We start from the raw sequence: 26,378 nt of genomic DNA on the forward strand, positions 1-26,378 counted from the left end.
AAGGCGGTTGGAATGGGCGGGTATATTTTCAGGTAGCCTTTGGTGTGTTTGAGGCTAGCTGAAAGCGTGAGCTTCAACGCAGTTAAAACGAAGGAAGCGAGTTTCTGCGAAGCTAAAATCTGTGTGGCGGGTTTCGGGGCTTTGGGTTGGCTTGTATGGCTTGAAGGGGCGGGCAAGGTTTTCAGGTAGCCTTTTGCGGCTTAAGCCTGCCGTTTGCGTGCGCCCCAGATAAACAGTACCACGCCGGCCCACACCCAGAGGTAGCCGGCAAACTGGGTGCGGCTGAAGGGCTCGTGGAAGGCGGTGAGGCCGAGCAGAAATTGCAGGCTGGGCGAGAGGTATTGCAGGATGCCGATGGTGGAAAGGCGGATGCGTTGTGCGGCGGCGGCAAACAGCAACAGTGGGATCATGGTGGCGGCGCCGCTGCCGATGACGATGGCCAAGGGCAATGGCGGCAGTTGGGCGAACACGAGGCTGCCGTGTGCATGGTGCCAGCCGAGGTAGAGGCCGGCGAAGGGCAGCAGCAACAGGGTTTCCAGCGTGAAGCCGGGCAGGGCGGGCAGCGGGGCGAGTTTGCGCAGCAGGCCGTAGAGGCTCCAGCTGAGGCCGATGCCGAGTGCGAGCCACGGCATCTGCCCGCCCCACACGGAGAGCCACACCACGCCCACGGCAGCCAGCGCGATGGCGCCGATTTGCAGCGGGCGCAGGGTTTCGCCGAGGAAGACCCGGCCAAACAGGATGCTCACCAGTGGGGTGACGAAGTAGCCGAGGCTGGCCTGCAGCACCTGCCGCTGGGTGATGGCGGCAAGGTAGAGCAGCCAGTTGGCGGCGAGCAGTGCGGCGCAGGCGGCGAAGGTGAGCAGGGTGCGTTTATGGCGCAGGGCCTGCAGCAGCAGGGTGCGGCTGGAGCGGGAATAGGCGATGGCGCCGATGGCGAGCAGGGAGGCCCACACGATGCGGTGCGCCATGAGCTGCCCGGCGCTGATGGGCTGGCCGACCAGGGGCAGCCAATAGAGCGGGAAGAAGCCCCAGATGAGGTAGCAGGCGAGCACGCTGTAGAGGCCGCGGCGGTATTCGGTGGGATGGGTGGTGTGCATGATGTGGCTGGCTACCTGAAAATGGTGGGGTGTGTTGAAAGGCAGAGGCTACCTGAAAACTGCGGCGCATATTTTCAGGTAGCCTCTGTTAGCCTTCCGACTGCTTACATTAAGTTCAAATCGTTTACGCGCTCGAAGATGTGCGTGCTTTCGCGGCCTTCTTCGTAGAGCTTGATGCGCAGGCGCAAGTCGTTGGCAGATTCGGCTTGGCGCAGGGCTTCGTCGTAGTCGATTTCGCCGTTGATGTAGAGGCGGAACAAGTCTTGGTCGAAGGTTTGCATACCGTCGTCTTCGGCGCGTTCCATCAGCTCGCGGGCTTCGAGCAGCTCGTTTTTGAACACGTGATCCTGCATGGCGGGGGTGTTGATGAGCAGGTCGATGATGGCGTTTCGGCCTTTGCCGCCTTTTTTCAACACCAGGCGCTGACCGATGATGGCCACCAGGTTCAAGGCCAAGTCCATCAGGATTTGCTGGTGCCGCTCTTCGGGATACAAGTTCATAATACGCTCAACGGTTTGGCTGGCGTTGGTGGCGTGGATGGTGAAGAAGCACAGGTGGCCAGTTTGCGCCAGTTGCAGGGCGTATTCCATGGAGTGTTCGTTACGCACCTCGCCCACGCAGACCACGTCTGGCGCCTGACGCATGGCGCTCTGCACGGCGGCACCCCAGCTGTGGGTGTCGAGGCCGACTTCGCGCTGGGTGATGATGCTCTTGATCGGGCTGTGGATATACTCGATCGGGTCTTCGATGGTAACGATGTGGCCGGCGGAATGTTTGTTGCGCCAGTCGAGCATGGCGGCCTGCGAGGTGGATTTACCGGAGCCGGTGGGGCCGGCCAGGATAATCAGGCCGCGCTTGCGCATAGAAAGCTCTTTGAGCACTTGCGGCAGGCGCAGGTCGTCCACAGTGAGGATGTTGGTGGTGATGCGGCGCATCACCAGGCCGATGCGGCCTTGCTCGTGATAAGCGTTCACACGGAAACGGATACCGTTTTGCGATTGCAGGGAATAGTTCAGCTCCCATTCCACCGGGAACTTGGCTTTCTGCTCGTCGTTGAAGGTGGAATATACGATTTGCGCGGCTTCTTCTTCGGTGAGCGGTTTCACCGGCACGGGCACCAAGGTGCCGTCGATTTTGAAGGAGGGCGGAAAGTTGCTGCTGATGAAAATATCGGAAGCATTGCGCTTGAGCGATTCGTCGGCCATTTTTTCCAGCAGCGGGTGCAGTTTGGCGCGCTCGCGGGTGAGGTGCTGGTTCGGGCCGTGGCCAACCGGCTGTGCCGGGGCGGCATGCAGCGGCGGATGGTTGGGCGCGGCGGCAGCGGGGCGTGCCTGCGGCTGAGGCACGGCCTGAGCTGGTTGTTGCGGAACGGGCGCGGGCTGGGCTTGGGCAGGAGCGGGTTGCGGCTGAGACGGTGCAACCTGCATTTGCCCTTGTGCCATTTGGGCGAAGCGCGATCTGAGCGGCTGCGCGGGTTTCGCTTGGGCGGGCTGGGGCTGTACCGGCTGGGCAGGCGGTACGGGTGGTACAGCTTGCGCCACGATTTCCGGCTGGGCGAATGGCGGCTCGGGCATATCCGGCAGCGGCGGGATATCGATTGTTTGCGGGCTGAGGCTGTCGTCGGGTATCGGCGGAACGGAGAACTGGCTTTCGATGTCCGACAAATCCCCTTCCGGCGTGATGGCAGCGGAAACAGGGGCAGGCTCCGGCGGCAGGTTGTCGCTGCTGTTGGCCATTTCGGAGAGCAGCTCAGCCAGATTTTGTTTGTGCTGGTCGTTTGACATGATGTTTTCCCTTGTTTTGTTGGCTGGTTAAACCAGTTGGTCGGGGTTTTGCGCTTTGGCGCGGGCGGCATCGATGCTGATGACGCCGCGTTTGAGCAAGGCTTGCAGCGATTGGTCGAGCGTCTGCATGCCGTGCGCTTGGCCGGTTTGCAGGGCGGAACCGATCTGAGCGATTTTGTTTTCGCGGATCAGGTTGCGCACGGCGGCGGTGGAAATCAGGATTTCGTGCGCGGCCACACGGCCTTTGCCGTCTTTGGTTTTGAGCAGGGTTTGCGAAATTACGGCGCGCAGCGATTCGGAAAGCATGGAGCGCACCATCTCTTTTTCGCCGGCGGGGAACACGTCGATGATACGGTCCACGGTTTTGGCGGCGCCGGTGGTATGCAGGGTGGCGAATACCAAGTGGCCGGTTTCGGCGGCGGTGAGCGCCAGGCCGATGGTTTCCGGGTCGCGCATCTCACCCACCAGGATGATGTCCGGGTCTTCACGCAATGCAGAGCGCAGGGCGTTGGCGAAGCTGTGGGTGTGCTGGTGCAGTTCGCGCTGGTTCACCAGGCACTGTTTACTCTGGTGCACAAACTCGATCGGGTCTTCGATGGTGAGGATGTGGTGGTGGTGGTTTTCGTTGATGTAGTTGATCATTGCCGCCAGGGTGGTGGATTTGCCGGAGCCGGTGGGGCCGGTAACGAGTACGAGGCCGCGCGGCTGGTCGGAAATCTTTTGGAACACTTTGGGGGCGTTCAATTCTTCCAGCGTGAGCACTTTGCTCGGAATGGTACGGAATACGGCAGCCGGGCCGCGCTCGGTGTTGAACGCGTTCACACGGAAACGGGCGATGTTGGGCAGCTCGAAGGAAAAGTCGGTTTCCAGCCTTTGTTGGTAGTCTTTGCGCTGGTGGTCGTTCATGATGGAGGCAATCATGTTGCCGACTTCTTCGGCGCTCATTTCGGGCAGGTTGATACGGCGCACGTCGCCGTGCACGCGGATCATGGGCGGCAGGCCGGACGAGAGGTGCAAGTCGGACGCTTTGTTTTTCACGCTGAAGGCGAGTAGGTCGGTAATCTGCATGGCTTTTGAAACTCCCTTTTCAGTAAAATTTTTTGCAGTTTTGCTAAAAACAGTTCATTGTAAATAAATATGGCGGGATAAATAAAGGAAAACTTGTATTTTCCTGTAAAATTGGCGGTTATCTGAAACAGGAAGGGCAGTTTGGGCCGGCTTGCGGGGCGGATGCGGGTTGGCCTGGGGCAGGGAGGCTGCCCGAAAGGAAAGCTTCCATCAAAACGGCATGTTGTTTGGCATTTCGTTTTTCAGGTAGCCTCTGATGCTCGCAACAGGCTACCTGAAAATCTTGGTTTCAACACAGCCGTAGCCGCCCCCAATTAAACGATATGGCGTTGCCACGCTTTGCCGCGCTGCCGGTACTGCCTGCTGCCCGGCTTCGATTTTATTTGGCCGGCGATGAAAACCGGCTGCCGGCTTTAACTTCGTTGAAGCTCACGCTTTAGCTTCGCAGAAATTCAGCCTTAGCTACGCCAAGACATCGTTTTAACTTCGTTGAAGCTCACGCTTTCAGGTAGCCTTTTCTGCCACATACCAAACGGCAATTCTGCCACAATCAAGCATATCTCTATGAACGCACAACAAAAAGGCTTATCCTGGACGGCGGCGGTGGCGCTGTTTATGCAGTCGTTGGACGCCACGATTTTAAACACCGCGCTGCCGGTGATGTCGGCGAGCCTGCACGAATCGCCCTTGCAGATGGAGCTGGCCATCATCAGCTACGCGCTCACGGTGGCGGCGCTGATTCCTTTGTCCGGCTGGCTGGCCGACCGGCTGGGCACGCTCAGGGTGTTCCGGCTGGCGGTGGCGGTGTTTGTGTTGGGCTCGGTGGCCTGCGCTACGGCGCAAACGCTGGATTGGCTGGTGGCGGCGCGAATCCTTCAGGGCGTGGGCGGGGCGCTGATGGTGCCGGTGGCGCGCTTGGCGGTGATCCGCACGGTGTCGAAATCGGAGCTGGTGGCGGCATGGAACCTGATGGCTGTGGTGGGCTTGATCGGGCCGGTTGTGGGGCCGATTTTGGGCGGCTGGCTGGCGGTGAATTTGTCGTGGCACTGGATTTTCTTCATCAATATCCCCATCGGCCTGGCGGGGATTTGGATTGCGGGGCGCTATATGCCGAATGTGCGCATGGATACGCAGCCGCTGGATTGGAAGGGGTTTTTGCTGTTTGCCAGCGGCTTGGTGGGGCTGACTTACGGGCTGGAGCTGGCGGCGGAAAGCCTGCACAATATTTGGCATGCGCTCTTGATTGTGGGGCTGGGCGCGGCGGCGATGTGGCTGTATGTGTTGTATGCGCGGCGGGCGGCCAATCCGCTGCTGCCGTTGTCGCTGTTTCGGGTGCGCACTTTCCGCATCGGGCTGGCGGCGAATTTGATGTTCCGCATTTTGGCTTCGGGCATTCCGTTTTTGGTGCCGCTGATGCTTCAGGTGGCCTTCGGCTACAACGCGGAGATGGCGGGCTGGATGCTGGCGCCGGTGGCTTTGAGCTCGATGGTGATGAAGCCTTTTACGGCGCCGATTTTGGTGCGCTTCGGCTATAAAAACACGCTGTTGGGCATGGCGCTGGCGATGTCGCTGATTGTGGCTTCTCTGGGGCTGCTGGATTCGGGCAGCTCGATGACGTTTTATATGTTGCTGGTGGGGGCATACGGGCTGTGCCAGTCGCTGATGTTTATTGCCATCAATACGCTGACGGTGGGGGATTTATCCGATGCGGAGGCGAGCGCGGGCTCGACCATGCTGAGCGTGGTGCAGCAGGTGGGCATCGGTATCGGGATTGCGGTGGCGGCGGTGGTGCTGGGGGTGTACCGCGCAGCGGTGGGCGAGAGCGGGGCGCTGTTGGAGCGGGCGTTCAGCCATACTTATGTGTCGCTGTCGGTGGGTGGGGTGGTGTTGCTGTGGCTGCTTTCCAAGCTGCATTCGGAAGACGGCTGGCATTTGAGCGGGAGGAAGGTTGGATAACGAAAGTATGGGTTCTGTTTTTGATTTTGCAGACATTCGGTTTTTGGGAAGCTTATTGAAAGTAGATGCTTCCGGTAGCCTACTGATTTTCAGGTAGCCTTCGCCATTTATATTTCGTTCACCCTTGCGCCTCATGCCGGCGCGGGCACTTCCTTTTAGCTACGCAGAAACTCGCCCTCCTGCGGAGACCTCGTTTTCTTTGCTTCGCCAAAGAAAAGGAAGCAAAAGAAAGGCGACTGCGGGCACAGGTTTGGCTTTGCCAAACTTCCCTCACTCCGTGCAATTTTCCGGGCGGGCTCGCAACTTGCGGCTTCGCCGCTTCGAACATGCAAGCCCTTGTTTCCCGAAAAACCGCGCTCCGTTCGGCTGCGCCAGCAGATGGGTGGCGAGCACGATAGGGTTGTGGTGAAAAATTTATTTTAATTTAGATATGCTGATTTGTTTCAGTATTCAAACCGAAAGGCTACCTGAAAAACGTGCGGTTATTGTTCAGGTAGCCTTTGCTGCATCGGCTGCGGTTAGGCTTCAATCCGCCCGCCCAGCCAATAGTGGCCGCTGATGAGGTTGCCGGCGGCGGGGGCGTGCTCGAGCATTTCCAGCGGGAACACGGCTTCGATTTCCATGCAGTAGGTGGCCAGGCGGCACCAGTAAAACTTCTGGCCGCTCAGTTGGTTGGTGCGGGTTTCGGCGGCGGTAACGGTGCCGTTGAAGAAGGCGGTGGGCTGGGGGCCGGCGTCGGGGTCGTTTTCGCTGACGAACAGGCCGGTGGGGATGATGCTGTTGGCGGCGTATTGGATTTCGCCTTCGGGCTGGCTTTCTTGCATGGCTTCGTAGGCTTCCGGGCTCTCGAAGCATTCGGCTTCTTCGGCGATAGCATATAGGCGGGCGGGCAGGCTTTGGGCGGGGAAATCCGGCGGCAGGGTTTGGAAGTCGGGCTGGGAGAAGAGCAGGGGGTAGTCGCCGCTGATGCAGGCGCCGTTTTCATCGAACTGGTTGCCGTTGATCCAGACGTGGAGATCGCCGGTGCCGTCTTCGTGGCCGCGGCTGCCTTGGATGCCGATGGTTTGCGTGCTCTGTGCGGCGAGGCCGGGCTCGACGGTGAGGATGCTGCCGTCTTGGTCGGTAATGATCCACAGTTGGGCGCCGCTAGGGTCGGTGTAGACGTGGTAGCCGGCGCTTTGCCCTTCGCTGCTTTGGCAGCCGGGGCGGCCTTGCTCAATCTGCTCGATGCAGCGGTTGATGAATTCAATGAGATCGTCTTGGTTTTGTGTGTGCAGGCCGATGGCGCTGAAGTGGTTCATGGCGGTTGCCTTTTGGGTTGCTTTGAGGGAAACGTATTATAACGGCAGAGGCTACCTGAAAACGATGTCTTGGCGTAGCCAAAGCTGAGTTTCTGCGAAGCTAAAACGATGTCTTGGCGTAGCCAAAGCTGAGTTTCTGCGAAGCTAAAGCGCCAGCTTCAACGAAGTTAAAACGGGCAAGGCGATTTTCAGGTAGCCTTTCCCCGCCTGCCGCACGGGTTTACAATAGCCGCCTTGTTATCACACACACTTCCCTTATGCCTTTCCTCCCCCTTTCCCTGCTCGCCACCGGCAAAGCCCTGCCTAGGAACATCGTTACTTCCGCCGAGCTAGACGAACGCCTGGGCAAGCCTCGCGGCTATGTGCAGAAGCGCAGCGGCATTGTGCACCGGCATCACGCCGAGCCCGGCTTGCAGCAATCCGAGCTGGCGGCGCGGGCGGTGCGCGATGCCTGCGCACGCGGCGACATCGCACCGGAGAGCATCGATTTGCTGATTAACGTGAACGGCGTGCCCGAACAGGCCTTGCCGTGCACCGCCGCGCATGTGCTGGCGCAACTGGGCTGGCAAGGCCGGGCGGGCTACGACCTCAACGCCAGCTGCGTCGGCTTCCTGCCCGCGCTGCAACACGCCGCCGCCCTGCTCAACAGCGGCTGCCACCGCCGCATCGCCATCGTGGCCTGCGACCTGGCCTCGCGCGGTCTGAACTGGGCCGACGAAGAATCCTCGCTGATTTTCGGAGACGGCGCCGCCGCCGCCATCGTGGAGCGCGGCCACGGCGCGGGCGGCATCCGCCGCTTTGTGATGAAAAACTATCCCGACGCGGTTTCCCTGTGCCAAATCCCCGCCGGCGGCACGCGCCGCAATATGGTGTCCGGCATGCAGCCGCAGGATTTCTATTTCAAAATGCACGGGCGCGAATTGTTCCGCCGCAGCGCCGAAGTGCTGCCGGAAATATTGGGCGAGCTGCTCTCCGGCATGAGCATTGCCGATTGCAACCTGTGGCTGGTGCACCAGGCCAGCCACCTCGGCATGCAGCACATCACCAAACGCCTCGGCATCAGCGAGCGCCGCCTCATCAACATCTACCCCACACACGGCAACCAGGTTTCCGCCTCGCTGCCCACCGTGCTGCACGAAGCGTTTGCCGGCAACCGCTGGCAGCGCGGCAGCCGCGTGGCCATGGTCGGCACCGCTGCCGGCTTGGCCGTGGCCGGGCTGATATGGGAAGTGTGAATTGCCTTTCTATGCCACAGGCTACCTGAAAAATTGGATGAAACCGAAATCATGAACAACACGATCCCCAACTACCTCACCCCAGTCGGCTGGCAGGCGCTGAAAGACGAGCTCTACCAGCTGGTGAATAAAGAACGCCCCGAAATCGTGCAAATCGTCAACTGGGCGGCCTCCAACGGCGACCGCAGCGAAAACGGCGATTATCTCTACGGCAAACGCCGCATGCGCGAGATCGACCGCCGCATCCGCTTCCTCACCAAACGGCTGGAAGCCGCGCAGGTGGTGGACCCGGCCACCCGCGAGCCCACCGACCAAATCTTTTTCGGCGCCACGGTGGAACTCTTGCGCGGCAACGGCAGCGAGCAAACCGTGCACATCGTGGGCGTGGACGAAATCGACACCGCCCGCAACAAAATCTCTTGGACTTCCCCGCTCGCCCGCGCCCTGCTCAAAGCGCGCGAGGGCGACGAAATTGTGTTCCACGGGCCGGAAGGCAGGGAGGAGATTGAAGTGTTGTCAGTGACTTATGTGGCCATCGGATAGAACTGCCGCTCCCAATATTTTCAGGTAGCCTCCCAAGCATGAAAGAGGCTACCTGAAAATTTTCCGCCATGGGCAGCGGCGGTGGAACGCCAATAGTTATCATCTGCAAGCCAATGTTTCCAAAAGCATTCCCCAAAAGACACACTCCTAATGCAAAGAAAAGTAAATCTGCCGGGCAATGAGAATTGTTGGCAGATTCAGTTGCCTGGCAGCCCGTAGCCAAGCCTTTTATTTTATTTGGCTTTAGGCTACCTGAAAAATAGCGAAGCGCTTGTTTTACAGGATAATTGTTCGCATTTATAACTGCGAGATGAGAATTTTCGCAACAAGCTGCGTATAATTCCGCCCCAGCAAAAGGGCAGCACCGAAATCCCGCTGCCGCACACCATCCATCACAAAAATCAGGAGCAGAAAATGCAAGGCAACAAAGAAGTTATCGACTACATGAACCAGCTGCTAGCCGGCGAGCTCGCCGCCCGCGACCAATATTTCATCCACTCACGCATGTACGACGAATGGGGCTACAGCAAGCTCTTCGCCCGCATCGGCCACGAAATGGAAGACGAAACCGAGCACGCCGCCGATTTCATCCGCCGCATCCTCATGCTCGGCGGCACCCCGCAGATGGTGCCCGCCCCGCTGCGCATCGGCCGCACCGTGCGCGAAATGCTGCAATTCGATTTGGACACCGAATACGAAGTGCGCGACAACCTCAAGCGCGGCATCAAATTGTGCGAAGAAAAACAAGACTATGTAACCCGCGATTTGATGGTGGCCCAGCTCAAGGACACCGAAGAAGACCACGCCCACTGGCTCGAACAGCAGCTGCGCCTCATCGACCTCATTGGCGAGCAGAACTACCTGCAAAGCCAGCTGTAAACCGGAAAGGACAAGCCATGAAAGGCGACCGCGAAGTTATCCGCCAGCTCAATAGAAACCTCGGCATCCTGCTCATCACCATCAACCAGTATTTCCTGCATGCCCGCATCCTGAAAAACTGGGGCTTGGAAGAGCTCGGCGGCTATTTCTACAAACAGTCCATCACCGAGATGAAGTCTGCCGACGCGCTGATTGAGCGCATCCTGCTGCTCGAAGGTCTGCCCAACCTGCAAGAGCTCGGCAAACTGCTTATCGGCGAAAGCGCCGAAGAAATCATCCGCTGCGACCTGCAAAAAGAGCAAGACAAACACCAGGCGCTGATTGAAGCCATCGCCGTGTGCGAAGAGAAGCAAGACTACGTTTCCCGCCAACTGCTGGAAAAGCAGAAAGACGAAAACGAAGAACGCCTCGACTGGCTGGATACCCAGCTCGACCTGGTGGCAAGCATGGGCTTGCAGAACTATTTGCAACTGGCGGCGCAAGAGGACTAAAACACAAACCACTGCCAAACCTCAAGCGCTATCGCCAACAGCCTGCCCGCATCGGCGGCAGGCTGTTTTTTTCCTGCTGTGGAAGCCATCTGCGTCTGCGTTGCGCCACAACAGGCAAAGGCTACCTGAAAACCATTTGGGCAATACAGGCCAAACGGTTTTCAGGTAGCCTTTTGCTGCTTCGGCGGGTTTGCTGAAGAAAGCGGGGCTCAAGCGATGCTTTGTCGCAATTGTGAAAGCGTGGCGGGGCGGTGCTCCAGGTTTTCGGGCGACACGGCGCGCACATCGGTGCGGGCGGTGAAGCGCTCCAGTGCGTTTTGGTTGGCGGGGCTGAGGTGGGGCTGCAAATCGGGCAGGCGGAATTGCATGAAAACGAAGGCCATGCCTAAGGCGAGGTTGCCGAGGTCTCCGGCGGCGGCATCGAGCTGCGGCGCTTGGCTCAGGCCGCGGATGCAGGCGGCGCGGGCGCGCTCGAGCAGCGGGTGGTCGGGCGTGTTTTCGGTTTTGAATTTTTGCAGGCCGAAGACTTTCACCAGCTGTTCGAGCAAAATGAAGGCGTAGCCGGCGGCGGCGCTTTGTGCGGCGTTGTGCAGGGGGTGGCCGAGCAGGAAATCTAGGATAAACGGGCTGTTGCAGATGATGGCACCGCTGTCGGTTTGCAGGGTGGGCACTTGGGAGAAGGGGTTGAGGGCTTGGAGTTCGGCAGGGTTTTCCCAAGGATTGACGTAGGCGATGGCAAAATCGATGTCGCGCCGCGGCAGGGCGGCGAGCAGGACGAGGCGGCCGAAGGGGGAGGTGGAGCTGGTGTAGAGTTTCATGTTGTTCTCCTGTTTAATATTTGTTTGGTAAGCAGATTTTATTTTCAGGTAGCCTGCCATATGTGCTGAAGGCTACCTGAAATTTATTTGATTTGGCGGGCGGCAGCGAGGGCGTTGGTTTGATGCTGGAACAGTTCGGCTGTGCCTTTTTGGCCGAGCTCGAGCAGGCGGGTGAGCTCGGGGATGCTGAAGGGGGCGCCTTCGGCGGTGCCTTGGATTTCGATGATTTTGCCGGAAGCGGTCATCACGAGGTTGACGTCGCTGTCGCAGCCGGAGTCTTCGGGGTAGTCGAGGTCGAGCAGGGGGGTGCCGCCCACCACGCCGGCGGAAACGGCGGCGATTTGTTCGCGCAGGGGGTTTTGCGCGAGTTTGCCTTCGGCGAGGAGTTTGCCGATGGCGAGGTGCAGGGCGACGTAGGCGCCGGTGATGCTGGCGGTGCGGGTGCCGCCGTCGGCTTGGATCACGTCGCAGTCGATGAGGATTTGGCGCTCGCCCAGCAGGCTCAAATCAACGGCGGCGCGCAGGGAGCGGCCGATGAGGCGCTGGATTTCCTGGGTGCGGCCGGATTGTTTGCCTTGGGCGGCTTCGCGGCGCATGCGGGAGGCGGTGGAGGCGGGGAGCATGCCGTATTCGGCGGTTACCCAGCCTTGGTTTTTGCCGCGCAGGAAGGGCGGCAGGCTCTCGTCGATGCTGGCGGTGCAGATGACTTTGGTGTGGCCGCAGGCAATGAGGGCGGAGCCGTGGGAGTGGGGGAGGAAGTGGGGGGTGATGCTGACGGGGCGGAGTTGGTCGGCGGCGCGGCCGGTGCGGATGGGGGCGGGCATGGCGGTCTCGTTGGGGGAGGGTGGAATCATTTCAGGTAGCCTCAAGCGGGCCTGGGGTGATTATACTGCTGTGCGGGGCGGGACGCTTGGAAATACGGTGGATAGCGGGGCGGATATGGCTGGAATGGCAATGGTTTCAGCTATATAATTCGGACAGTTTGTTTACGGGCAGGCTACCTGAAAATGTTAGCGATAAAATGAGTGCCATGAAGTTCATTCCTTTGGTCGAACGGGTTTATGCCGATTTGGACAACGAGCGTTTAAGCCGGCACATTGTCGGGCTGACGCAAACGGATAGCGTTTGCTGCTTCGACGGCGATATGCGCACGATTAAAGCAGGCGACTATCTCTATTTGTATATGGATTGCGGCGACGATTATTGCGTGAGCGAAGGCGTCGTGATTGCCAACCCTTATCCGACTGCACACCGATACTGCTGCGTGTTGGATGAAGATATTCTCTTCTGGCAGGATTATTGTGCCGCAACCAATCGTTGATATGCCTCTAAACTTTTAGCTATCTTGCTTTTAGCTTCGCAGAAACTCAGCCTTGCTCTGCAAGACATCGGTCCGCTTCGTTGAAGCTCACGTTTTCAGGTAGCCTTTATTCCCCACCCATACCGCCATGTCCGATTTAATCGTTTTCAACAAGCCCTACGGTGTGATCTGCCAATTCAGCCCGCACGAAAAACACCGCACGCTCAAAGAATTTATCCCGCTGCCCAGCGTTTATCCCGCCGGCCGGCTGGACACCGACAGCGAAGGCTTGCTGCTGCTCACTGCCGATGGCCGCCTGCAGGCCAAAATTGCCGATCCGCGCCACAAAACGGTGAAAACCTATTGGGCGCAGCTCGAAGGTAGCCCAAACGAAGCCAAGCTGGATTTGCTGCGGCACGGCGTGGATCTGGGCGATTTCGTTACCCGCCCGGCGCAAATCAGGCTACCTGAAAAATGGGAAACCGAGCGCCTGTGGCCGCGCGTGCCGCCCATCCGCGAGCGCAAGAGTGTGCCGGACTTTTGGCTGGAAATCCGCATCAGCGAAGGCAAAAACCGCCAAGTGCGCCGCATGACGGCCAAGGCGGGCTATCCCTGCCTGCGGCTGGTGCGCGTGGGCATCGGTCGGCTGGATTTGTGGCAGCTCGGCTTGGCACCGGGGCAGTGGCGGCCGGCACCGTTTTTGCCCTAGCTCAACATTCCTGACGGCAGCCGTGCGCTCGGTATGCCGTTTGCTTGGCATTTCGTTTAATTTCATCACACGAGGTTCGATATGGCGGATTTACCCGAGCTTTTGGCGCAGTGGCAGCACACCGCGCGTTTCCGTTTCCCCCTTTTGGCCAAACCGCGTGCCGAAGACAGCCACAAGGGCACTTTCGGCACAGTGGCGGTGGTGGGCAGCGCGGCCGGCATGAGCGGTGCCGGCGTGCTGGCGGCCAGCGCGGCTTTGAAAGGCGGAGCCGGCAAAGTGTGGCTCGGGTTTGCGCAAAACGGCCTGCCGCTGCCTTATCTGCCCAACTATCCCGAAATCATGCTCACCACCGCCGTGCAGCTGCTGCAGCGGCGCGACATCACGGTGTATGCCGTGGGCTGCGGGCTGGGCATGAGCGACGGTTCGCGCCAGCTGCTGGAGCAGGCCACCGCCGCCGCCATCCATGCCGACGCGCCACTGCTGCTCGATGCCGACGCGCTCAATATGCTGGCGGTGGAGCGCCTGTTCCTGCCCAACAACGCCGTTCTCACGCCGCACCCGCTGGAAGCCGCGCGCCTGCTGGATGTTTCCGTGGACGAAGTGCAGGGCAACCGCTATCTGGCTGCCGCGCGGATTGCCGAGCGTTACGGCAGCTTCGTGGTGCTCAAAGGCGCCCAAACCGTGGTGTGCACGCCAAACGGCCGCATCGTGTATGAAAACGACAGCGGCAACCCCGGGCTGGCCACCGCCGGCAGCGGCGATGTGCTGAGCGGCTTGCTGGCCGCACTTCTGGCGCAACACCTGCCCCTGCAGGAAGCGGCCTGTGCAGCGGTGTGGCTGCACGGCACGGCGGCAGAACTTTTGGCCGCCCGAGGTATCGGCCCGATCGGTTTGACCGCCGGAGAAATCGCCGATGCGGCGCGTGAATTGCGCAATTTGGCGGCGGGCTAGGGCAGGATAGTGCTGCATGCTTAACCGTTGCGCCGGCTGCAAAATTGGAGGCTACCTGAAAGCGTGCGCTTCAACGAAGTTAAAACCAAATCGCAAAGCAGCAGCCAATCAAATCAGGCTACCTGAAATTTTCAGGTAGCCTGCTTATTTGCAGGATAAGGAGAATGGGAAGTTGCCCAGGGCACGGTTTGCAGGAAGGCGGTTGAAGCGAAACAACGCAGGCTAGCTGAAAGGTTAAACCGCAAGGAAGTTTCAAACGGCAGGGCCGATCATTTTCAGGTAGCCTTTGTGCGCAAACAGTTAGGCTTGAGCACGATCGTTGCTCACGCGTTTTCACACGAGATAAAGCCTGCCGACATTAAATCAGGCTACCTGAAATTTTTCAGGTAGCCTGTGCGGTATCGGGCAGGCAGATTTACTGCTCTTCCTGATTCAGTTTTTGGTTGCCGCTGCGTAAGGGGAACTTCTGCTCCAAGCCGCGGAGGAATTGGGTGTAGAACTGTTCGCCGTTGCGCTGGCCGGCCAGCTGGCGCAGTTGCGGCAGCTGCTCTTTGCTGTTTTCCGGCAGGGAAACGGAGCGCACTTCCACCAGCGCGGCACCGCTGCCGGGCAGGGTTACCAGCGCGTAGCCAGGCTTGCCGTTTTGCGGCCGGGCTTTAACGATGGCGGAAAAGTTTTCCATACCGAGGTTTTGCTGCAGCTGGTTGGCGCCCACTTTTTCTACCTGCCCCCATTGCAGCGCGGCCACGGCTTGGCCGGCTTGCAGTTTGCCCAGTGCTTCGGCGGCGGCGGCTTGTGCCAGCTTGGCGCTTTCGGCGGCAACGTAGTCGCGGCGCACATTGTCTTTGGCTTCTTCAAACGATTGGTTGCGCGCTTTGCTCACGTCGGTGGCGCGTACGATACGCAGCACGCCGTTGCCCATGTCGAGCAATTCGGAGTTGTGGCGGCGTTCGATTACGTCGGGGCTGAAAATAGCTTGTTTTACCGCATCGGGCAGCTGGCTGGCGGATACGTCGGGCTCGCTGAGCCATTCGTCTTGCTTCTGCAGCGGCAGTTTCATCTGTTCGGCCACTTTTTGCAGGCTGTCGGGGTGGTCGAAGGCGAGCTGTTCCAGCTCTTCGCGGGCTTTGCCCATGGCCTGTGCGGCTTTGCGTTGGCGCACGCTTTCTTCCAGCTGCGCTTTCACGCTGTCAAACGAAGGTTTGGCTTCGCTGCCGGCGGTAGGCAGGTTTTGGTAGGCTTCCTGCAATTCCTGCGTGCTGACGGTTTGCTGTTTGGCCAGTTCTTCCAGGCTCAACTCGATGTATTCGAGCTTCACGGCCAGGGGCAGGGCATAGCGGGTTTTGTTGGCGTCGAAATAGGTTTTCAGCGCGGCATCGGTGGGCTGCACGCGGGCGGCGTAATCGCTGGCTTTGAAGGGGGCGGTGCGCAGTTCGCGCTCGGTGTTGATCATGCCTAGGAGTTGCTCGGCTTGGCTGTTGCTGACGATACTGCCGTTGGAAAGCAGGCTGAGCAGGGTTTGGCGGCGGTATTGGCGGCGCATATTGGTAATCAGCTGCTCTTCGCTCAGGCCGTTTTGGCTCAGATAGGCTCTGAGCAGCTCGGGGTTAAATTGGCCGTTGGTTTGGAAGGAGGGATCGCGCGCAATCACGTTTTTAATCTGTTCAACCGACAGTTCGCCCACGCCCAATTCCATTGCGCCTTGTTCGATATAGGCCTGCTGCACCAGCGATTGGAATACGGATTCGTTGGTAATATCGTTGTTGCCGCTTCGATGTGCGGCGCGGACAACGTCTTGCACTTCTTCGGCGGTGATGGTGGTGTCGCCGATTTTGCCGATGTAGTTGCTGCGGATGCCGGAAGACAGGGTTTCTGCACCGAAACCGATGAAGGTGATGCTAACGCCGGCCAGCAGGATTTGGGACAGGCGGCGGTGTTTTTCGACTATGGCAAACATAAACGTGATGCGGTGGTTGGGGGAAAGGCGGTATTGTAACGGTTCTGACGGTGGCGGGCTAGCGGTTTGCCCAATTGGTTTTGCCTGCTGGAAAGGAAAGATTGGGCTGCATATTGGCAATCGATATTTTCAGGTAGCCTCTGAGCGGGCTTGAGGCTACCTGAAAATATATAGCCGAAGCATTTGTTCCTTCCTTTCGCGTCAGTTTGCCTTGCCGTACTGTTGTATTGCCTCCGGCTTGCTGCTTGGTGTGAAAAAATAACTGCCTCAGCCAGAATAGGCTACCTGAAAATTTCATTTCCGTCCGTATGGGCAAAATAAACAGACAGGCAAAAAAAGACAGGCAAAATACCTGTCTTTTTTGGCAATCGTATGGTGCGTGGTTTACAGCGCGTCTTTCAGCGCTTTGCCGGCACGGAATTTCGGAGACTTGGCAGCCGGGATAACCAGCTCGGCGCCGGTTTGCGGGTTGCGGCCTTTGCGTTCGGCGCGTTCGCCCACGTAGAAAGTACCGAAGCCGACCAGCGTTACGGTGTCGCCTTTTTTCAGGGCGGTGGTAACGGCTTTAGTCAGGCCATCCAATGCCTTACCGGCAGCAGCCTTGGAAATATCGGCTTCCTTGGCAATCGCTTCAATCAATTCAGACTTGTTCACAATAAGTCCCTTTCTGGTTGAGGAGTAACGAAAATCTGCCGATTTGCATCGGCAAGCAATGCTTTTACTTGTAACAGGCTGCTTTATAGCAAGTCCAAAATCATTGGTCAAGCAAATAAACGGCCGGCTGATGGCTATTTTCAGGGAATCCGGCAGGATTGAGCCTTTCACACAACAAAGCCTGCCGGATTGTGCATTAATGCTTGGTGGCCCGGCCGCCGGTTTTGGCCGGGGTTTTCGGCTTGGCAGCCGGATCATCCTGCCAGGGCTGCGGCTGGTATTCGAGGCCGAAAGAGAGCACTTCGTCGATCCAGCGCACCGGATGGATATTCAGGCCTTCTTTCACGTTTTGCGGGATTTCTTCCAAATCCTTCACGTTTTCCTTGGGAATCAGCACATGCTTGATACCGCCGCGCAGGGCTGCCAGCAGTTTTTCCTTTAAACCACCGATGGGCAGCACTTCGCCGCGCAAGGTGATTTCGCCGGTCATGGCCACGTCGGCGCGCACCGGAATGCCGGTGAGGGCGGACACGATGGCCAGCGTCATGGCGATGCCGGCGCTGGGGCCGTCTTTCGGTGTGGCACCTTCGGGCACGTGCACGTGGATGTCGGTTTTTTCGTAAAAATCCGGTGCGATGCCCAGCACTTCGGCACGCGAGCGCACCACGCTCCAGGCGGCGGAAATGGATTCCTGCATCACATCGCCCAGCTTGCCGGTGCGTAGGATGTTGCCTTTGCCTTTCAGGGCCACTGCTTCAATGGTGAGCAGTTCGCCGCCCACTTCAGTCCACGCCAGGCCAGTTACCTGACCAATACGGTTTTCGCTTTCGGCCACGCCGTAGTCGAAGCGGCGTACGCCGAGGTAATCGTGCAGGTTGGCGGCATCCACGACTACGGTTTTCGGCTCGGCGGCGTGTTTGCCGGCAGCTTTTTTATCTTGCTCCAGCACCTGCTTCATTACCACTTTGCGACAGATTTTGGCGATTTCGCGATCCAGCGAGCGCACACCGGCTTCGCGGGTGTAGTAGCGGATGATATCGCGCACGGCGCTTTCTTGAATGTCGATTTCGTCTTTTTTCACACCGTTGCGCTCAATCTGCTTGGGCACGAGGTATTGCAGGGCGATATTAACTTTTTCGTCTTCGGTGTAGCCGGAGAGGCGGATGATTTCCATGCGGTCGAGCAGGGCAGGCGGAATGTCCATGCTGTTGGAGGTGGCCAGGAACATCACGTTGCTCAGGTCGAAATCTACTTCCACATAGTGGTCGGCGAAGGAATGGTTTTGCTCGGGATCGAGCACTTCCAGCAGCGCGCTGGCCGGATCGCCGCGGAAGTCGCGGCCGAGCTTGTCGATTTCATCGAGCAGGAACAGCGGGTTGTTCACGCCGGCCTTAATCATATTTTGGATGATTTTGCCGGGCATGGAGCCGATGTAAGTGCGGCGATGACCGCGGATTTCGCTCTCGTCGTGGATGCCGCCCAAGGCCATGCGTACGTATTTGCGGCCGGTGGCTTTGGCAATGGATTGGCCGAGCGAGGTTTTACCCACGCCGGGCGGGCCGACCAGGCACAGAATCGGGCCTTTGAGTTTGTTCATGCGTTTTTGCACGGCCAAGTATTCCAAAATCCGCTCTTTCACTTTTTCCAGGCCGTAGTGGTCGGCATTGAGCACCAAATCGGCCTGTACGATGTCTTTGCTGACCTTGCTTTTCTTCTTCCAAGGAATGTCCACCAGCGTTTCGATGTAATTGCGCACCACGGAAGATTCGGCTGACATGGGCGGCATCATACGCAGCTTTTTCATTTCGCCCAGCGCTTTTTCTTCCGCTTCCTTGCTCATACCGGCTTCGCGGATTTGCTGTTCGAGCTGGTCGAGTTCTTCGCGTTCGTCGCCTTCGCCCAGCTCTTTCTGGATGGCTTTCACCTGCTCGTTCAAATAATAATCGCGCTGGGATTTTTCCATCTGGCGTTTCACGCGGCCGCGGATACGTTTCTCCACCTGCAGGATGTCCAGCTCGGCTTCGAGCTGGCCGAGCAGGTGCTCCATGCGTTCGGCCACGTTGATGATTTCCAAAATTTCCTGCCGCTGTTCGAGCTTGAGCTGAAGATGGGCGGCGATGGTGTCTACCAAGCGGCTCGGGTCGGCGATGCCGTGGATGGTGCTGGCCACTTCGCCGGGGATTTTTTTATTGAGCTTGATGAACTGATCGAACTGCGCAAGCAGTGTGCGGCGCAGTGCTTCGTAGTCGCGGCTGTCGGCTTCTTCGGCGGATTCCAGGATTTCGATTTGTGCTTGGAAATAATCGCCGCTGTCGTCGATTTCGAGTGCGCGGGCGCGGCGGATGCCTTCCACCAGCACTTTCACTGTGCCGTCGGGCAGTTTGAGCACTTGCAGGATGTTGGCCAGCGTGCCGATGGCGTGCAAATCATCGGCATTGGGGTCTTCATTGGCGGGGTTTTTCTGCGCTAAGAGGAAGACGGGGCCGTCTTGCTCGATGGCGGCGTCGAGCGCGGCGATGGATTTGGGGCGGCCCACAAACAGGGGCAGCACCATGTGCGGATACACCACCACATCGCGCAGCGGCAACATCGGCAGGGTTTGGATGTTGCTGGATGTATGTTGATTTTGGCTCATTGTTTTCTCTTGTTATCTCGGTTGAAATAGGGTTGAGGCTTTGCTTTTTCCTCATTGCGGGGCAACGTGGGGGCGGGCGGCTGCTTTTCAAGCGGTAATTGCGTTTACTGCCATGTTTGCTGATCGCCCACGCTAATGCTTGCCGGAGAGTGAGAGGCTACCTGAAAAAGGCTACCTGAAAACATTTTCGGAGTTTCAGGTAGCCTTTTTCAGGTAGCCTTCCGGCTTTTGTTGCGATGGATATAAATATGATAAAAATCTATACCGCCGAGCGGCAGTTGTGGCAGAATGCCTGCTTGATTTTGTTTCCGCACAGAGGAGTGCCACCATGTCCGTTACCAACGTAGTCAGAATGATTGAAGAAAACGACGTGCGTTTCGTCGATTTACGTTTTACCGACACCAAAGGCAAACAGCACCATTTCACCGTGCCCGCCGCCGTGGTGCTGGACGACCCGGAAGAATGGTTTGAAAACGGCCAGCCTTTCGACGGCTCGTCTATCGGCGGCTGGAAAGGTATCCAAGCTTCCGATATGCAGCTGCGCCCCGATCCGGCCACCGCCTTCATCGATCCTTTCTACGACGATGCCACCGTGGTGCTCACCTGCGACGTGATCGACCCCGCCAGCGGCCAAGGCTACGACCGCGACCCGCGCTCCATCGCCCGCCGCGCCGAAGCCTATCTCAAAGCCAGCGGCGTGGGTGATACCGCCTTTTTCGGCCCCGAGCCCGAATTTTTCGTGTTCGACGGCATCGAATTCGAAACCCATATGCACAAAGCCCGCTTCGAAATCACCTCAGAGAGCGGTGCCTGGGCCAGCGGCCTGCACCTCGACGGCCAGAACACCGGCCACCGCCCCACCGTAAAAGGCGGCTATGCCCCAGTGGCCCCGGTAGACAGCGGGCAAGACCTGCGTTCCGCCATGGTGAACATCTTGCAGGAAATCGGCATTCCTGTGGAAGTGCACCACGGCGAAGTCGGCACCGGCAGCCAGATGGAGATCGGCACCAAGTTCAGCACCCTGGTGCACCGCGCCGACCAAACCCAAGACATGAAATATGTGATTCACAACGTGGCGCACAACTTCGGCAAAACCGCCACCTTCATGCCCAAACCCCTGATGGGCGACAACGGCAGCGGCATGCACGTGCACCAATCCATCTGGAAAAACGGCCAAAACCTGTTTGCCGGCGACGGCTATGCCGGCCTGAGCGACACCGCCCTCTACTACATCGGCGGCATCATCAAGCACGCCAAAGCGCTCAACGCCATCGCCAACCCCTCCACCAACTCCTACAAACGCCTCGTGCCGCATTTTGAAGCGCCCACCAAATTGGCCTATTCCGCCAAAAACCGTTCCGCTTCCATCCGCATCCCCACCGTGCACAGCGTGAAAGCCCGCCGTGTGGAAGTGCGCTTCCCCGACCCCACGGCCAACCCCTACCTTGTGTTTGCCGCGCTCCTGATGGCCGGGCTGGATGGCATTCAGAACAAAATCCACCCCGGCGATCCGGCCGACAAAAACCTCTACGACCTGCCGCCGGAAGAAGACGCGCTCGTGCCCACCGTGTGCGCCTCCCTGGAAGAAGCGCTGGAAGCCCTCAAAGCCGACCACGAATTCCTGCTGCGCGGCGGCGTGTTCAGCCAAGACTGGATCAACAGCTACATCGCCTTCAAAGAAGAAGACGTGCGCCGCATCCGCATGGCACCGCACCCGCTGGAATTCGAGATGTATTATTCGCTGTAAGGCGGGCGAACGCGTGACGGCAGGATAAACCTTGCCGTATAGAAAAGGCTACCTGAAAACGATTGAAGTTTTTCAGGTAGCCTTTTGTTGTGCAGCAGGGCAGTTAGACCAAATGCAGTTGTTGCAGGGCTTGTTGCAACTGGTCGGCTGTCCAGCGGTTGCCGGCGGCGAGGGTCATGAGGGCGGTGGCGGTTTCAATGTTGCATTTGCCGCCGCCCACGGCGCCGGCTTGGCGCAGGGCGTTGCCTTGAGCGTAGGCGGTGCCGGTGCGGCCGTGGTGGGCTTGGCTGATGTTGAGCAACAGGCCGCCGTTTCGGGTGAAGTGCCGCACGGCGTCGAGCAGTTCGGGGCTGGAGGGGGCGTGGCCTTGGCCGTAGCCGAGAAGGATGGCGGCCTGCTGGGGGAAGTGGCGCAGGCTGTGGGCGGTTTGCTCGGTGCTGTGGCCTGGGGTGAGCAGGTGGCTGCACACGCGGGCGGCAGGGTCGAGCCGGAGAGGGAGGCCGCTGAGTTTGCCGGGTTGGGGGGCGGGCTCGGGCTGCCAGGTGCCGAAGTGGGGGTTGTCGAAGCCGTCGTCGCGCTCGGTGCTGTATTTGCTGCTGCCGACGGCGGGGTAGAGCCGGCCGGCGAAGGCGATGACGGTGCTGTGCAGCTGGGGATTTTGCAGGGCGGCAACGGCGGTTTGCAGGTTGGCGGGGGCGTCGCTGTGCGGGGCGTGGTAGGGTTTTTGCGAGCCGGTGAGGACGATGGGTTTGCCGTGGTTGCCGAGGGCGAGGGCGAGCAGGTTGGCGGTGTAGGCGAGGGTGTCGGTGCCGTGCAGGATGAGGATGCCGTCGTGTTCGGGGAGGGCGGCTTGGATGATGGCGAGCCATTCTGCCCAGTGTGTGGGGGTGACGTTGGAGCTGTCGATGAGGGGCTGGCAGATGTGCCAGCGGAAGGCGGCTTGGCCGGCATAGGGCTGGAGGGCGCTTTCGGCGAGCGCGGTATCGGGAACGAGGCCGGCGGGGGTGGGCTTCATGCCGATGGTGCCGCCGGTGTAGAGGACGAAGATTTTTTGCATGATGGAAGCCTGCTGGATGGGGAGTGCGGGATTATAGGGGCTACCTGAAATTTTGGGCTAGTGGGCGGATTCGTTTTTCAGGTAGCCTTTTGGGCGTAGATTAAAGGCTACCTGAAAACCAAAAATGTTTTCAGGTAGCCTGCTGTTTATTGGCCGTGGCCGGAAATTACTGCACTTTAATCAGCTTGATGTCGAATACCAGCACGGAGTTTGGCGGGATGCCGGGGTTGCCGCGCTCGCCGTAGGCCAGTTCGGCGGGGATGTAGAGGGTGTATTCGCCGCCTTCTTTCATCAGCTGCAGGCCTTCGGCCCAGCCTTTGATGACTTGGTTCAGCTTGAAGGTGGCGGGCTCGCCGCGCTGGATGGAGCTGTCGAACACGGTGCCGTCTACCAGCTTGCCTTCGTAGTGTACGGTAACGGTGCTGTTGGCGTTGGGCTGCTTGCCGGTGCCTTCTGTTTTCACGCTGTATTGCAGGCCGGAAGCGGTGGTTTTCACGCCTTCTTTGGCTTTGTTGGCTTCAAGGAAGGCCTTACCGGCTTCCTGCTGGCGGGTGGCGAGCTTGGCCATTTGGGAGGTTTGATATTGCTGCAGGATGGCATTGGCTTCTTCATCGCTCACGGGCTGGGGCTCGCTGGCCATAGCCGATTGCAGGCCTTTCACCACGGCTTCCATATCCAATTCCATGCCGCTGTCGCTGGCTTCTTTGAGCTGGCTGCCTTGCAGGTAGCCGATTAAGAAGCTGGCTTTCTGCTGGTCGTTCATATTGGCCAGGGCGCCGGACGCGGCCGGGGCGCTGGCGGATGAGGCGGCGGAAGCCGAAGAAGCGGCTGCCGGGGCAGAGGCGCTGCCGGAAGCGGGCTGTTGGTTACAGGCGGCCAGCGCGAACATCACGGCGGCGGCGAGCAAACAGGTGCGGAACATATTTTTTTGCATAACACTCCCTAATTGAAGGACAAAGAAAATAACGGCTGGCATTACAGCATTTCTGCCGCGCCGTTTCAATCGGTTTTACCAGAATTAAAAGGCTGCAGCTTGTGTTTTCGCGGCGGAAGTGATGAAATCCGCGCTTCAATCAAACTCGCAGAAAGATTTGCTATGCCCCCCGTTTGCCTGCCGCGCGGCCCGATTATGGCCGATGTTGCCGCCTACCGTTTGAGCGAGGAGGAAAAACAGCGCCTGCTGCATCCCGCCGTCGGCGGCGTGATTTTGTTTCGCCGCAATTACCAGAGCCGCAGCCAGCTTCAGGCATTGTGTGCCGAAATCAAGGCGTTGCGCACGCCGGAACTGGTGATTGCTGTGGACCACGAAGGCGGGCGCGTGCAGCGCTTTATTGACGGATTCACCCGCCTGCCGGCCATGAATGTGCTGGGTAAAATCTGGGAAGAGCAGGGGCAGGCTGCGGCGGAAGCGGCGGCGGAGAAGATAGGCTGGGTGCTGGCGGTGGAGCTGCGCGCCTGCGGTGTGGATTTGTCGTTTACGCCGGTGCTGGATTTGGATTGGGGGCAGTGCGCCGTGATCGGCAACCGCAGCTTCCACCGTCAAGCCGAAATCGTAACCGCGCTGGCTTTGGCCCTGCAACGCGGCCTCAACCGCGGCGGCATGCAGAGCTGCGGCAAACATTTCCCAGGCCACGGTTTTGTGGCAGGCGACAGCCATTACGTGCTGCCGGAAGACCCGCGCAGCCTGGCCGAACTGATGGCGGCGGATATCCAGCCATTCCGCGCTTTGTCTGCCGCGGGCATGGCCGCCGTGATGCCGGCGCATGTGGTGTATCCGGCGGTGGACACGCAGCCGGCCGGTTTCTCAAGTGTGTGGCTGAAGCGGATTCTGCGGCAGGAATTGGGCTTCAACGGCGTGATTTTCTCTGACGACCTGACCATGGAAGGGGCGGGCGCGGCGGGCGGCATCCGCGAGCGGGCCGCGCAATCCTTTGCTGCCGGCTGCGATATTGTGCTGGTGTGCAACCGCCCGGATTGGGTGGACGAGCTGCTGGAAGGCTTCAGGCTACCTGAAAACCCGCAGCTGGCCGTGCGTTGGCAATACATGGCCGGCCGCGGCACGAGTGCCGAATATGCGGCGCTGATGGGTCAGCCCGAGTTCCAGGCCGCCCAAGCTTTTACCGCCGCGCTGGCTTCGCCGCAGGATGTGGCCGGCGGGGTGAAGGTGGGCGAGGCGTTTTAGTGTAAGAACTTGTGGTGTTGTTTGTGCTTTTTCTAGCGATGGGTTTCATCAGGCTACCTGAAATTTTTCAGGTAGCCTGTTTTGTTGGCGGCGTTTAATCGGGTGTTCTTTCCTGCGGCAGGCGGCCGGCCCAGTCGCAGGCGAATTGGTAGGCGGTGCGGCCGGAGCGGCTGCCGCGCATTTGCGCCCAGTTGAGGGCGGCGCGGCGGGCGGTGTCGTCGAGTGGGAGGCCGGCGTCGGCGAGCCAGCTTTCGGCGGCGGCGAGGTAGTCTTCTTGGCTGAAGGGGTAGAAGCTGAGCCAGAGGCCGAAGCGGTCGGAGAGGGAGACTTTTTCTTCTACGGCTTCTTTGGGGTGGACTTCGCCGCGCGCGCCGGTGCTGCCGATGTTGTCGGCCATGTGTTCGGGCATGAGGTGGCGGCGGTTGGAGGTGGCGTAGACGAGGACGTTTTCGGCACGGCGGGAGAGGCCGCCGTCAAGGGCGGTTTTGAGGGCTTTATAGCTGTCTTCGCCGTCTTCGAAGGAGAGGTCGTCGCAGAAGACGATGTATTTTTCGTGGCGGGGGGCGAGGAGTTCGAGCAGGGCGGGCAGGCCGGCGAGGTCGTGTTTGTCGACTTCGATGAGGCGCAGGCCGTGTTCGGCGTATTCGTGCAGCAGGGCTTTGATGAGGGAGGATTTGCCGGTGCCTCTGGCGCCGGTGAGCAGGGCGTTGTTGGCGGGGCGGCCGGCAAGGAATTGTTCGGTGTTGCGCACGAGGAGTTGGGTTTGCTGGCTGATGGCGGCAAGGCGGGAGAGGGGGAAGGTGTGGGGGCGCGGCAGGGCGGTGAGCTGGCCGCCGTTGCCGTGTTTCTGCCAGCGGTAGGCGAGGGCTTGCCAGTCGGGATCGTGCGGCTCGGGGGGGAGGAGTTGGTCGAGGCGGCGGAGGACGGAGGCGGCTTGCTTGAGGAAGGTTTTGAGTTTCATGGCGGTTGGGTTGGATGGGGGGTGGTTGTTTGGGCTTCGGTTATGTTTGTGTTTTCAGGTAGCCTCATTGCAAACCGTAGGGGCTACCTGAAAGTGATCGGGCTGATTTGACTTTGACGGTTGCTTGAAATATCTGGACATTGCCGGAATGGTGCGTGGCGATGCCGAAATCGATGGACATGGTGTTTAGCGGGTTTGCAGCAGTTGTTTGGCTTCTTGGCGTTTGAGCTTCCAGCCGTGGGAGCAGATGGGGCAGGTGAGGTAGTATTTGGATTCCATGCGGAACAGGGGGATGAAAAAGAGGGTGAATTTGGTGTAGGCGTTGGTGATGTGGAGGTTGACGCGGTTGTTGCAATTGCTGCAGATGCAGGTTTCGCCGCTTTCGCCGAGGTCGTCGAAATAGCCTTTGCTGCCGAAGATGAAAATCATGCTGTGCTTCCTGTTTGGAATGTTTGTTTACCAGTAAGCCGGGCAGGCTGGTTCGTGCCGGCCCGGCTGCTTGGTTTAAACGATTTCGGCTTTGGTGATGACCACGGGCTCCACGGGCACGTCGTCGTGGTAGCCGTGGCGTTTGGTGGCGACGCCTTCGATGGCGTCCACCACGTCTTGGCCTTCCACGACTTTGCCGAATACAGCGTAGCCCCAGCCGTGCAGGCTGGGCGAGGTGTGGTTGAGGAAGTCGTTGTCTTTGGTGTTGATGAAGAATTGTGAGGAGGCGCTGTGCGGGGCCTGGGTGCGCGCCATGGCGAGGGTGTATTTGTTGTTTTTCAGGCCGTTTTGGGCTTCGTTTTTGATGGGGGCGCGGCCGGGTTTTTCCTGCATGTTTTCGTCCATGCCGCCGCCTTGGATCATGAAGCCTTTGATGACGCGGTGGAAGATGAGGCCGTCGTAGAAGCCGTCTTTCACATATTGTTCGAAGTTGGCAGCGGTTTCGGGGGCTTTTTCGTGGTCGAGCTCGATGCCGATGGTGCCGAAGTTGGTGTGGAGTTTGATCATGTTTACTGTCCTGTAATTGGGTTGGGAGAAAGGGAAGAGGCTACCTGAAATTTTCAG

24 protein-coding genes are annotated in these 26,378 nt (G+C 59.2%); 10 read left to right on the forward strand and 14 right to left on the reverse strand.

The window, feature by feature from the left end; genetic code table 11:
* Positions 1 to 200: 200 nt before the first annotated feature.
* The 3 genes from rarD to H9Q10_RS07205 form a co-directional block, all read right to left on the reverse strand.
* Entirely contained in the window at positions 201 to 1,097 is an 897-nt protein-coding gene (rarD, locus tag H9Q10_RS07195; RefSeq protein ID WP_197903285.1) for an EamA family transporter RarD, read from the reverse strand.
* A 104-nt stretch (positions 1,098 to 1,201) separates the two neighbouring features.
* Complete coding sequence (locus H9Q10_RS07200; RefSeq protein ID WP_225748563.1) at positions 1,202 to 2,392, reverse strand: PilT/PilU family type 4a pilus ATPase; 1,191 nt, start codon at positions 2,390 to 2,392, stop codon at positions 1,202 to 1,204.
* 516 nt (positions 2,393 to 2,908) lie between these two features.
* The gene (locus H9Q10_RS07205) at positions 2,909 to 3,949 is read right to left on the reverse strand and encodes a type IV pilus twitching motility protein PilT (protein WP_197903286.1); all 1,041 of its coding nucleotides are present in this window, start codon (positions 3,947 to 3,949) and stop codon (positions 2,909 to 2,911) included.
* A 564-nt stretch (positions 3,950 to 4,513) separates the two neighbouring features.
* On the opposite strand from H9Q10_RS07205, the gene H9Q10_RS07210 reads away from it, so the two are divergent.
* Positions 4,514 to 5,905, forward strand: a complete 1,392-nt coding sequence (locus H9Q10_RS07210; protein ID WP_197903287.1) for an MFS transporter — start codon at positions 4,514 to 4,516, stop codon at positions 5,903 to 5,905.
* A gap of 518 nt (positions 5,906 to 6,423) precedes the next feature.
* On the opposite strand, the gene H9Q10_RS07215 is transcribed toward H9Q10_RS07210, so the two are convergent.
* Positions 6,424 to 7,206 carry a hypothetical protein gene (locus tag H9Q10_RS07215; RefSeq protein WP_197903288.1) on the reverse strand — a complete coding sequence of 261 codons (783 nt, stop codon included), beginning with the start codon at positions 7,204 to 7,206 and terminating at the stop codon, positions 6,424 to 6,426.
* A 257-nt stretch (positions 7,207 to 7,463) separates the two neighbouring features.
* On the opposite strand from H9Q10_RS07215, the gene H9Q10_RS07220 reads away from it, so the two are divergent.
* The 4 genes from H9Q10_RS07220 (at position 7,464) to bfr (H9Q10_RS07235) (ending at position 10,354) form a co-directional block, all read left to right on the forward strand.
* Positions 7,464 to 8,441, forward strand: a complete 978-nt coding sequence (locus tag H9Q10_RS07220) for a 3-oxoacyl-ACP synthase III family protein (RefSeq protein WP_197903289.1) — start codon at positions 7,464 to 7,466, stop codon at positions 8,439 to 8,441.
* A gap of 51 nt (positions 8,442 to 8,492) precedes the next feature.
* Positions 8,493 to 8,984 carry a transcription elongation factor GreB gene (gene greB, locus H9Q10_RS07225; RefSeq protein ID WP_197903290.1) on the forward strand — a complete coding sequence of 164 codons (492 nt, stop codon included), beginning with the start codon at positions 8,493 to 8,495 and terminating at the stop codon, positions 8,982 to 8,984.
* A 414-nt stretch (positions 8,985 to 9,398) separates the two neighbouring features.
* A complete protein-coding gene (gene bfr / locus H9Q10_RS07230) occupies positions 9,399 to 9,863 on the forward strand; it encodes a bacterioferritin (protein ID WP_197903291.1) in 465 nt (154 codons plus the stop codon).
* Positions 9,864 to 9,880: 17 nt separating this feature from the next.
* Complete coding sequence (gene bfr / locus H9Q10_RS07235) at positions 9,881 to 10,354, forward strand: bacterioferritin (protein WP_197903292.1); 474 nt, start codon at positions 9,881 to 9,883, stop codon at positions 10,352 to 10,354.
* Positions 10,355 to 10,563: 209 nt separating this feature from the next.
* Here the strand turns inward: bfr (H9Q10_RS07235) and H9Q10_RS07240 are convergent, their stop codons facing one another.
* Positions 10,564 to 11,172: a glutathione S-transferase N-terminal domain-containing protein gene (locus H9Q10_RS07240; RefSeq protein ID WP_197903293.1), complete on the reverse strand. Its 609-nt coding sequence runs from the start codon at positions 11,170 to 11,172 to the stop codon at positions 10,564 to 10,566.
* 83 nt (positions 11,173 to 11,255) lie between these two features.
* Positions 11,256 to 11,996, reverse strand: coding sequence for a ribonuclease PH (gene rph, locus H9Q10_RS07245; RefSeq protein ID WP_197903454.1), 741 nt, complete (start codon positions 11,994 to 11,996; stop codon positions 11,256 to 11,258).
* Positions 11,997 to 12,202: 206 nt separating this feature from the next.
* On the opposite strand from rph, the gene H9Q10_RS07250 reads away from it, so the two are divergent.
* The 3 genes from H9Q10_RS07250 to H9Q10_RS07260 all read left to right on the forward strand — a co-directional run bounded on the left by H9Q10_RS07250 (position 12,203) and on the right by H9Q10_RS07260 (position 14,132).
* Positions 12,203 to 12,493 carry a hypothetical protein gene (locus H9Q10_RS07250; RefSeq protein WP_197903294.1) on the forward strand — a complete coding sequence of 97 codons (291 nt, stop codon included), beginning with the start codon at positions 12,203 to 12,205 and terminating at the stop codon, positions 12,491 to 12,493.
* Between the two features lie 127 nt (positions 12,494 to 12,620).
* Complete coding sequence (locus tag H9Q10_RS07255) at positions 12,621 to 13,181, forward strand: pseudouridine synthase (RefSeq protein WP_197903295.1); 561 nt, start codon at positions 12,621 to 12,623, stop codon at positions 13,179 to 13,181.
* Positions 13,182 to 13,262: 81 nt separating this feature from the next.
* Complete coding sequence (locus tag H9Q10_RS07260; protein ID WP_197903296.1) at positions 13,263 to 14,132, forward strand: NAD(P)H-hydrate dehydratase; 870 nt, start codon at positions 13,263 to 13,265, stop codon at positions 14,130 to 14,132.
* Between the two features lie 415 nt (positions 14,133 to 14,547).
* Here the strand turns inward: H9Q10_RS07260 and H9Q10_RS07265 are convergent, their stop codons facing one another.
* The 3 genes from H9Q10_RS07265 to lon form a co-directional block, all read right to left on the reverse strand.
* Entirely contained in the window at positions 14,548 to 16,089 is a 1,542-nt protein-coding gene (locus H9Q10_RS07265) for a peptidylprolyl isomerase (RefSeq protein WP_197903297.1), read from the reverse strand.
* Positions 16,090 to 16,473: 384 nt separating this feature from the next.
* Entirely contained in the window at positions 16,474 to 16,743 is a 270-nt protein-coding gene (locus tag H9Q10_RS07270) for an HU family DNA-binding protein (protein ID WP_197903298.1), read from the reverse strand.
* A gap of 196 nt (positions 16,744 to 16,939) precedes the next feature.
* Positions 16,940 to 19,378, reverse strand: a complete 2,439-nt coding sequence (gene lon, locus H9Q10_RS07275; RefSeq protein WP_197903299.1) for an endopeptidase La — start codon at positions 19,376 to 19,378, stop codon at positions 16,940 to 16,942.
* 328 nt (positions 19,379 to 19,706) lie between these two features.
* On the opposite strand from lon, the gene glnA reads away from it, so the two are divergent.
* Positions 19,707 to 21,125 (forward strand): type I glutamate--ammonia ligase, encoded by a 1,419-nt coding sequence (glnA, locus tag H9Q10_RS07280; protein WP_197903300.1) that lies wholly within the window; start codon positions 19,707 to 19,709, stop codon positions 21,123 to 21,125.
* Between the two features lie 103 nt (positions 21,126 to 21,228).
* Here glnA and H9Q10_RS07285 read toward each other — a convergent pair whose 3' ends face one another.
* Together H9Q10_RS07285 and H9Q10_RS07290 are read right to left on the reverse strand one after the other, a co-directional pair.
* Positions 21,229 to 22,182 (reverse strand): asparaginase, encoded by a 954-nt coding sequence (locus H9Q10_RS07285; protein WP_197903301.1) that lies wholly within the window; start codon positions 22,180 to 22,182, stop codon positions 21,229 to 21,231.
* A gap of 166 nt (positions 22,183 to 22,348) precedes the next feature.
* Positions 22,349 to 23,116, reverse strand: a complete 768-nt coding sequence (locus tag H9Q10_RS07290; RefSeq protein WP_238480166.1) for a BamJ family beta-barrel-assembly machinery protein — start codon at positions 23,114 to 23,116, stop codon at positions 22,349 to 22,351.
* Positions 23,117 to 23,278: 162 nt separating this feature from the next.
* On the opposite strand from H9Q10_RS07290, the gene nagZ reads away from it, so the two are divergent.
* Positions 23,279 to 24,364, forward strand: a complete 1,086-nt coding sequence (gene nagZ, locus H9Q10_RS07295; RefSeq protein ID WP_197903302.1) for a beta-N-acetylhexosaminidase — start codon at positions 23,279 to 23,281, stop codon at positions 24,362 to 24,364.
* Positions 24,365 to 24,458: 94 nt separating this feature from the next.
* On the opposite strand, the gene H9Q10_RS07300 is transcribed toward nagZ, so the two are convergent.
* The 3 genes from H9Q10_RS07300 to H9Q10_RS07310 all read right to left on the reverse strand — a co-directional run bounded on the left by H9Q10_RS07300 (position 24,459) and on the right by H9Q10_RS07310 (position 26,321).
* A complete protein-coding gene (locus H9Q10_RS07300) occupies positions 24,459 to 25,325 on the reverse strand; it encodes an ATP-binding protein (RefSeq protein WP_197903303.1) in 867 nt (288 codons plus the stop codon).
* 186 nt (positions 25,326 to 25,511) lie between these two features.
* Positions 25,512 to 25,754, reverse strand: a complete 243-nt coding sequence (locus H9Q10_RS07305; RefSeq protein ID WP_197903304.1) for a zinc-ribbon domain-containing protein — start codon at positions 25,752 to 25,754, stop codon at positions 25,512 to 25,514.
* 75 nt (positions 25,755 to 25,829) lie between these two features.
* The gene (locus H9Q10_RS07310; protein WP_197903305.1) at positions 25,830 to 26,321 is read right to left on the reverse strand and encodes a peptidylprolyl isomerase; all 492 of its coding nucleotides are present in this window, start codon (positions 26,319 to 26,321) and stop codon (positions 25,830 to 25,832) included.
* Between the last annotated feature and the right edge of the window lie 57 nt (positions 26,322 to 26,378).

Origin of the sequence: Eikenella glucosivorans, from assembly GCF_016025525.2 — a bacterium.
In the GTDB taxonomy this organism is placed as follows: domain Bacteria; phylum Pseudomonadota; class Gammaproteobacteria; order Burkholderiales; family Neisseriaceae; genus Eikenella; species Eikenella glucosivorans.

Excerpts from the sequence above, each read along its gene's own strand:
- H9Q10_RS07260 (WP_197903296.1), top strand. The coding sequence starts at position 13,263 with ATGGCGGATTTACCCGAGCTTTTGGCGCAGTGGCAGCACACCGCGCGT.
- H9Q10_RS07305 (WP_197903304.1), bottom strand. The coding sequence starts at position 25,754 with ATGATTTTCATCTTCGGCAGCAAAGGCTATTTCGACGACCTCGGCGAA.
- greB (WP_197903290.1), top strand. The coding sequence starts at position 8,493 with ATGAACAACACGATCCCCAACTACCTCACCCCAGTCGGCTGGCAGGCG.
- H9Q10_RS07215 (WP_197903288.1), bottom strand. The coding sequence starts at position 7,206 with ATGAACCACTTCAGCGCCATCGGCCTGCACACACAAAACCAAGACGAT.
- lon (WP_197903299.1), bottom strand. The coding sequence starts at position 19,378 with ATGAGCCAAAATCAACATACATCCAGCAACATCCAAACCCTGCCGATG.
- bfr (WP_197903292.1), top strand. The coding sequence starts at position 9,881 with ATGAAAGGCGACCGCGAAGTTATCCGCCAGCTCAATAGAAACCTCGGC.
- H9Q10_RS07300 (WP_197903303.1), bottom strand. The coding sequence starts at position 25,325 with ATGAAACTCAAAACCTTCCTCAAGCAAGCCGCCTCCGTCCTCCGCCGC.
- H9Q10_RS07285 (WP_197903301.1), bottom strand. The coding sequence starts at position 22,182 with ATGCAAAAAATCTTCGTCCTCTACACCGGCGGCACCATCGGCATGAAG.
- bfr (WP_197903291.1), top strand. The coding sequence starts at position 9,399 with ATGCAAGGCAACAAAGAAGTTATCGACTACATGAACCAGCTGCTAGCC.
- H9Q10_RS07310 (WP_197903305.1), bottom strand. The coding sequence starts at position 26,321 with ATGATCAAACTCCACACCAACTTCGGCACCATCGGCATCGAGCTCGAC.
- H9Q10_RS07240 (WP_197903293.1), bottom strand. The coding sequence starts at position 11,172 with ATGAAACTCTACACCAGCTCCACCTCCCCCTTCGGCCGCCTCGTCCTG.
- H9Q10_RS07255 (WP_197903295.1), top strand. The coding sequence starts at position 12,621 with ATGTCCGATTTAATCGTTTTCAACAAGCCCTACGGTGTGATCTGCCAA.
- glnA (WP_197903300.1), top strand. The coding sequence starts at position 19,707 with ATGTCCGTTACCAACGTAGTCAGAATGATTGAAGAAAACGACGTGCGT.
- H9Q10_RS07210 (WP_197903287.1), top strand. The coding sequence starts at position 4,514 with ATGAACGCACAACAAAAAGGCTTATCCTGGACGGCGGCGGTGGCGCTG.
- H9Q10_RS07265 (WP_197903297.1), bottom strand. The coding sequence starts at position 16,089 with ATGTTTGCCATAGTCGAAAAACACCGCCGCCTGTCCCAAATCCTGCTG.
- H9Q10_RS07220 (WP_197903289.1), top strand. The coding sequence starts at position 7,464 with ATGCCTTTCCTCCCCCTTTCCCTGCTCGCCACCGGCAAAGCCCTGCCT.
- nagZ (WP_197903302.1), top strand. The coding sequence starts at position 23,279 with ATGCCCCCCGTTTGCCTGCCGCGCGGCCCGATTATGGCCGATGTTGCC.
- H9Q10_RS07205 (WP_197903286.1), bottom strand. The coding sequence starts at position 3,949 with ATGCAGATTACCGACCTACTCGCCTTCAGCGTGAAAAACAAAGCGTCC.
- H9Q10_RS07290 (WP_238480166.1), bottom strand. The coding sequence starts at position 23,116 with ATGCAAAAAAATATGTTCCGCACCTGTTTGCTCGCCGCCGCCGTGATG.
- H9Q10_RS07250 (WP_197903294.1), top strand. The coding sequence starts at position 12,203 with ATGAAGTTCATTCCTTTGGTCGAACGGGTTTATGCCGATTTGGACAAC.
- rph (WP_197903454.1), bottom strand. The coding sequence starts at position 11,996 with ATGCCCGCCCCCATCCGCACCGGCCGCGCCGCCGACCAACTCCGCCCC.
- rarD (WP_197903285.1), bottom strand. The coding sequence starts at position 1,097 with ATGCACACCACCCATCCCACCGAATACCGCCGCGGCCTCTACAGCGTG.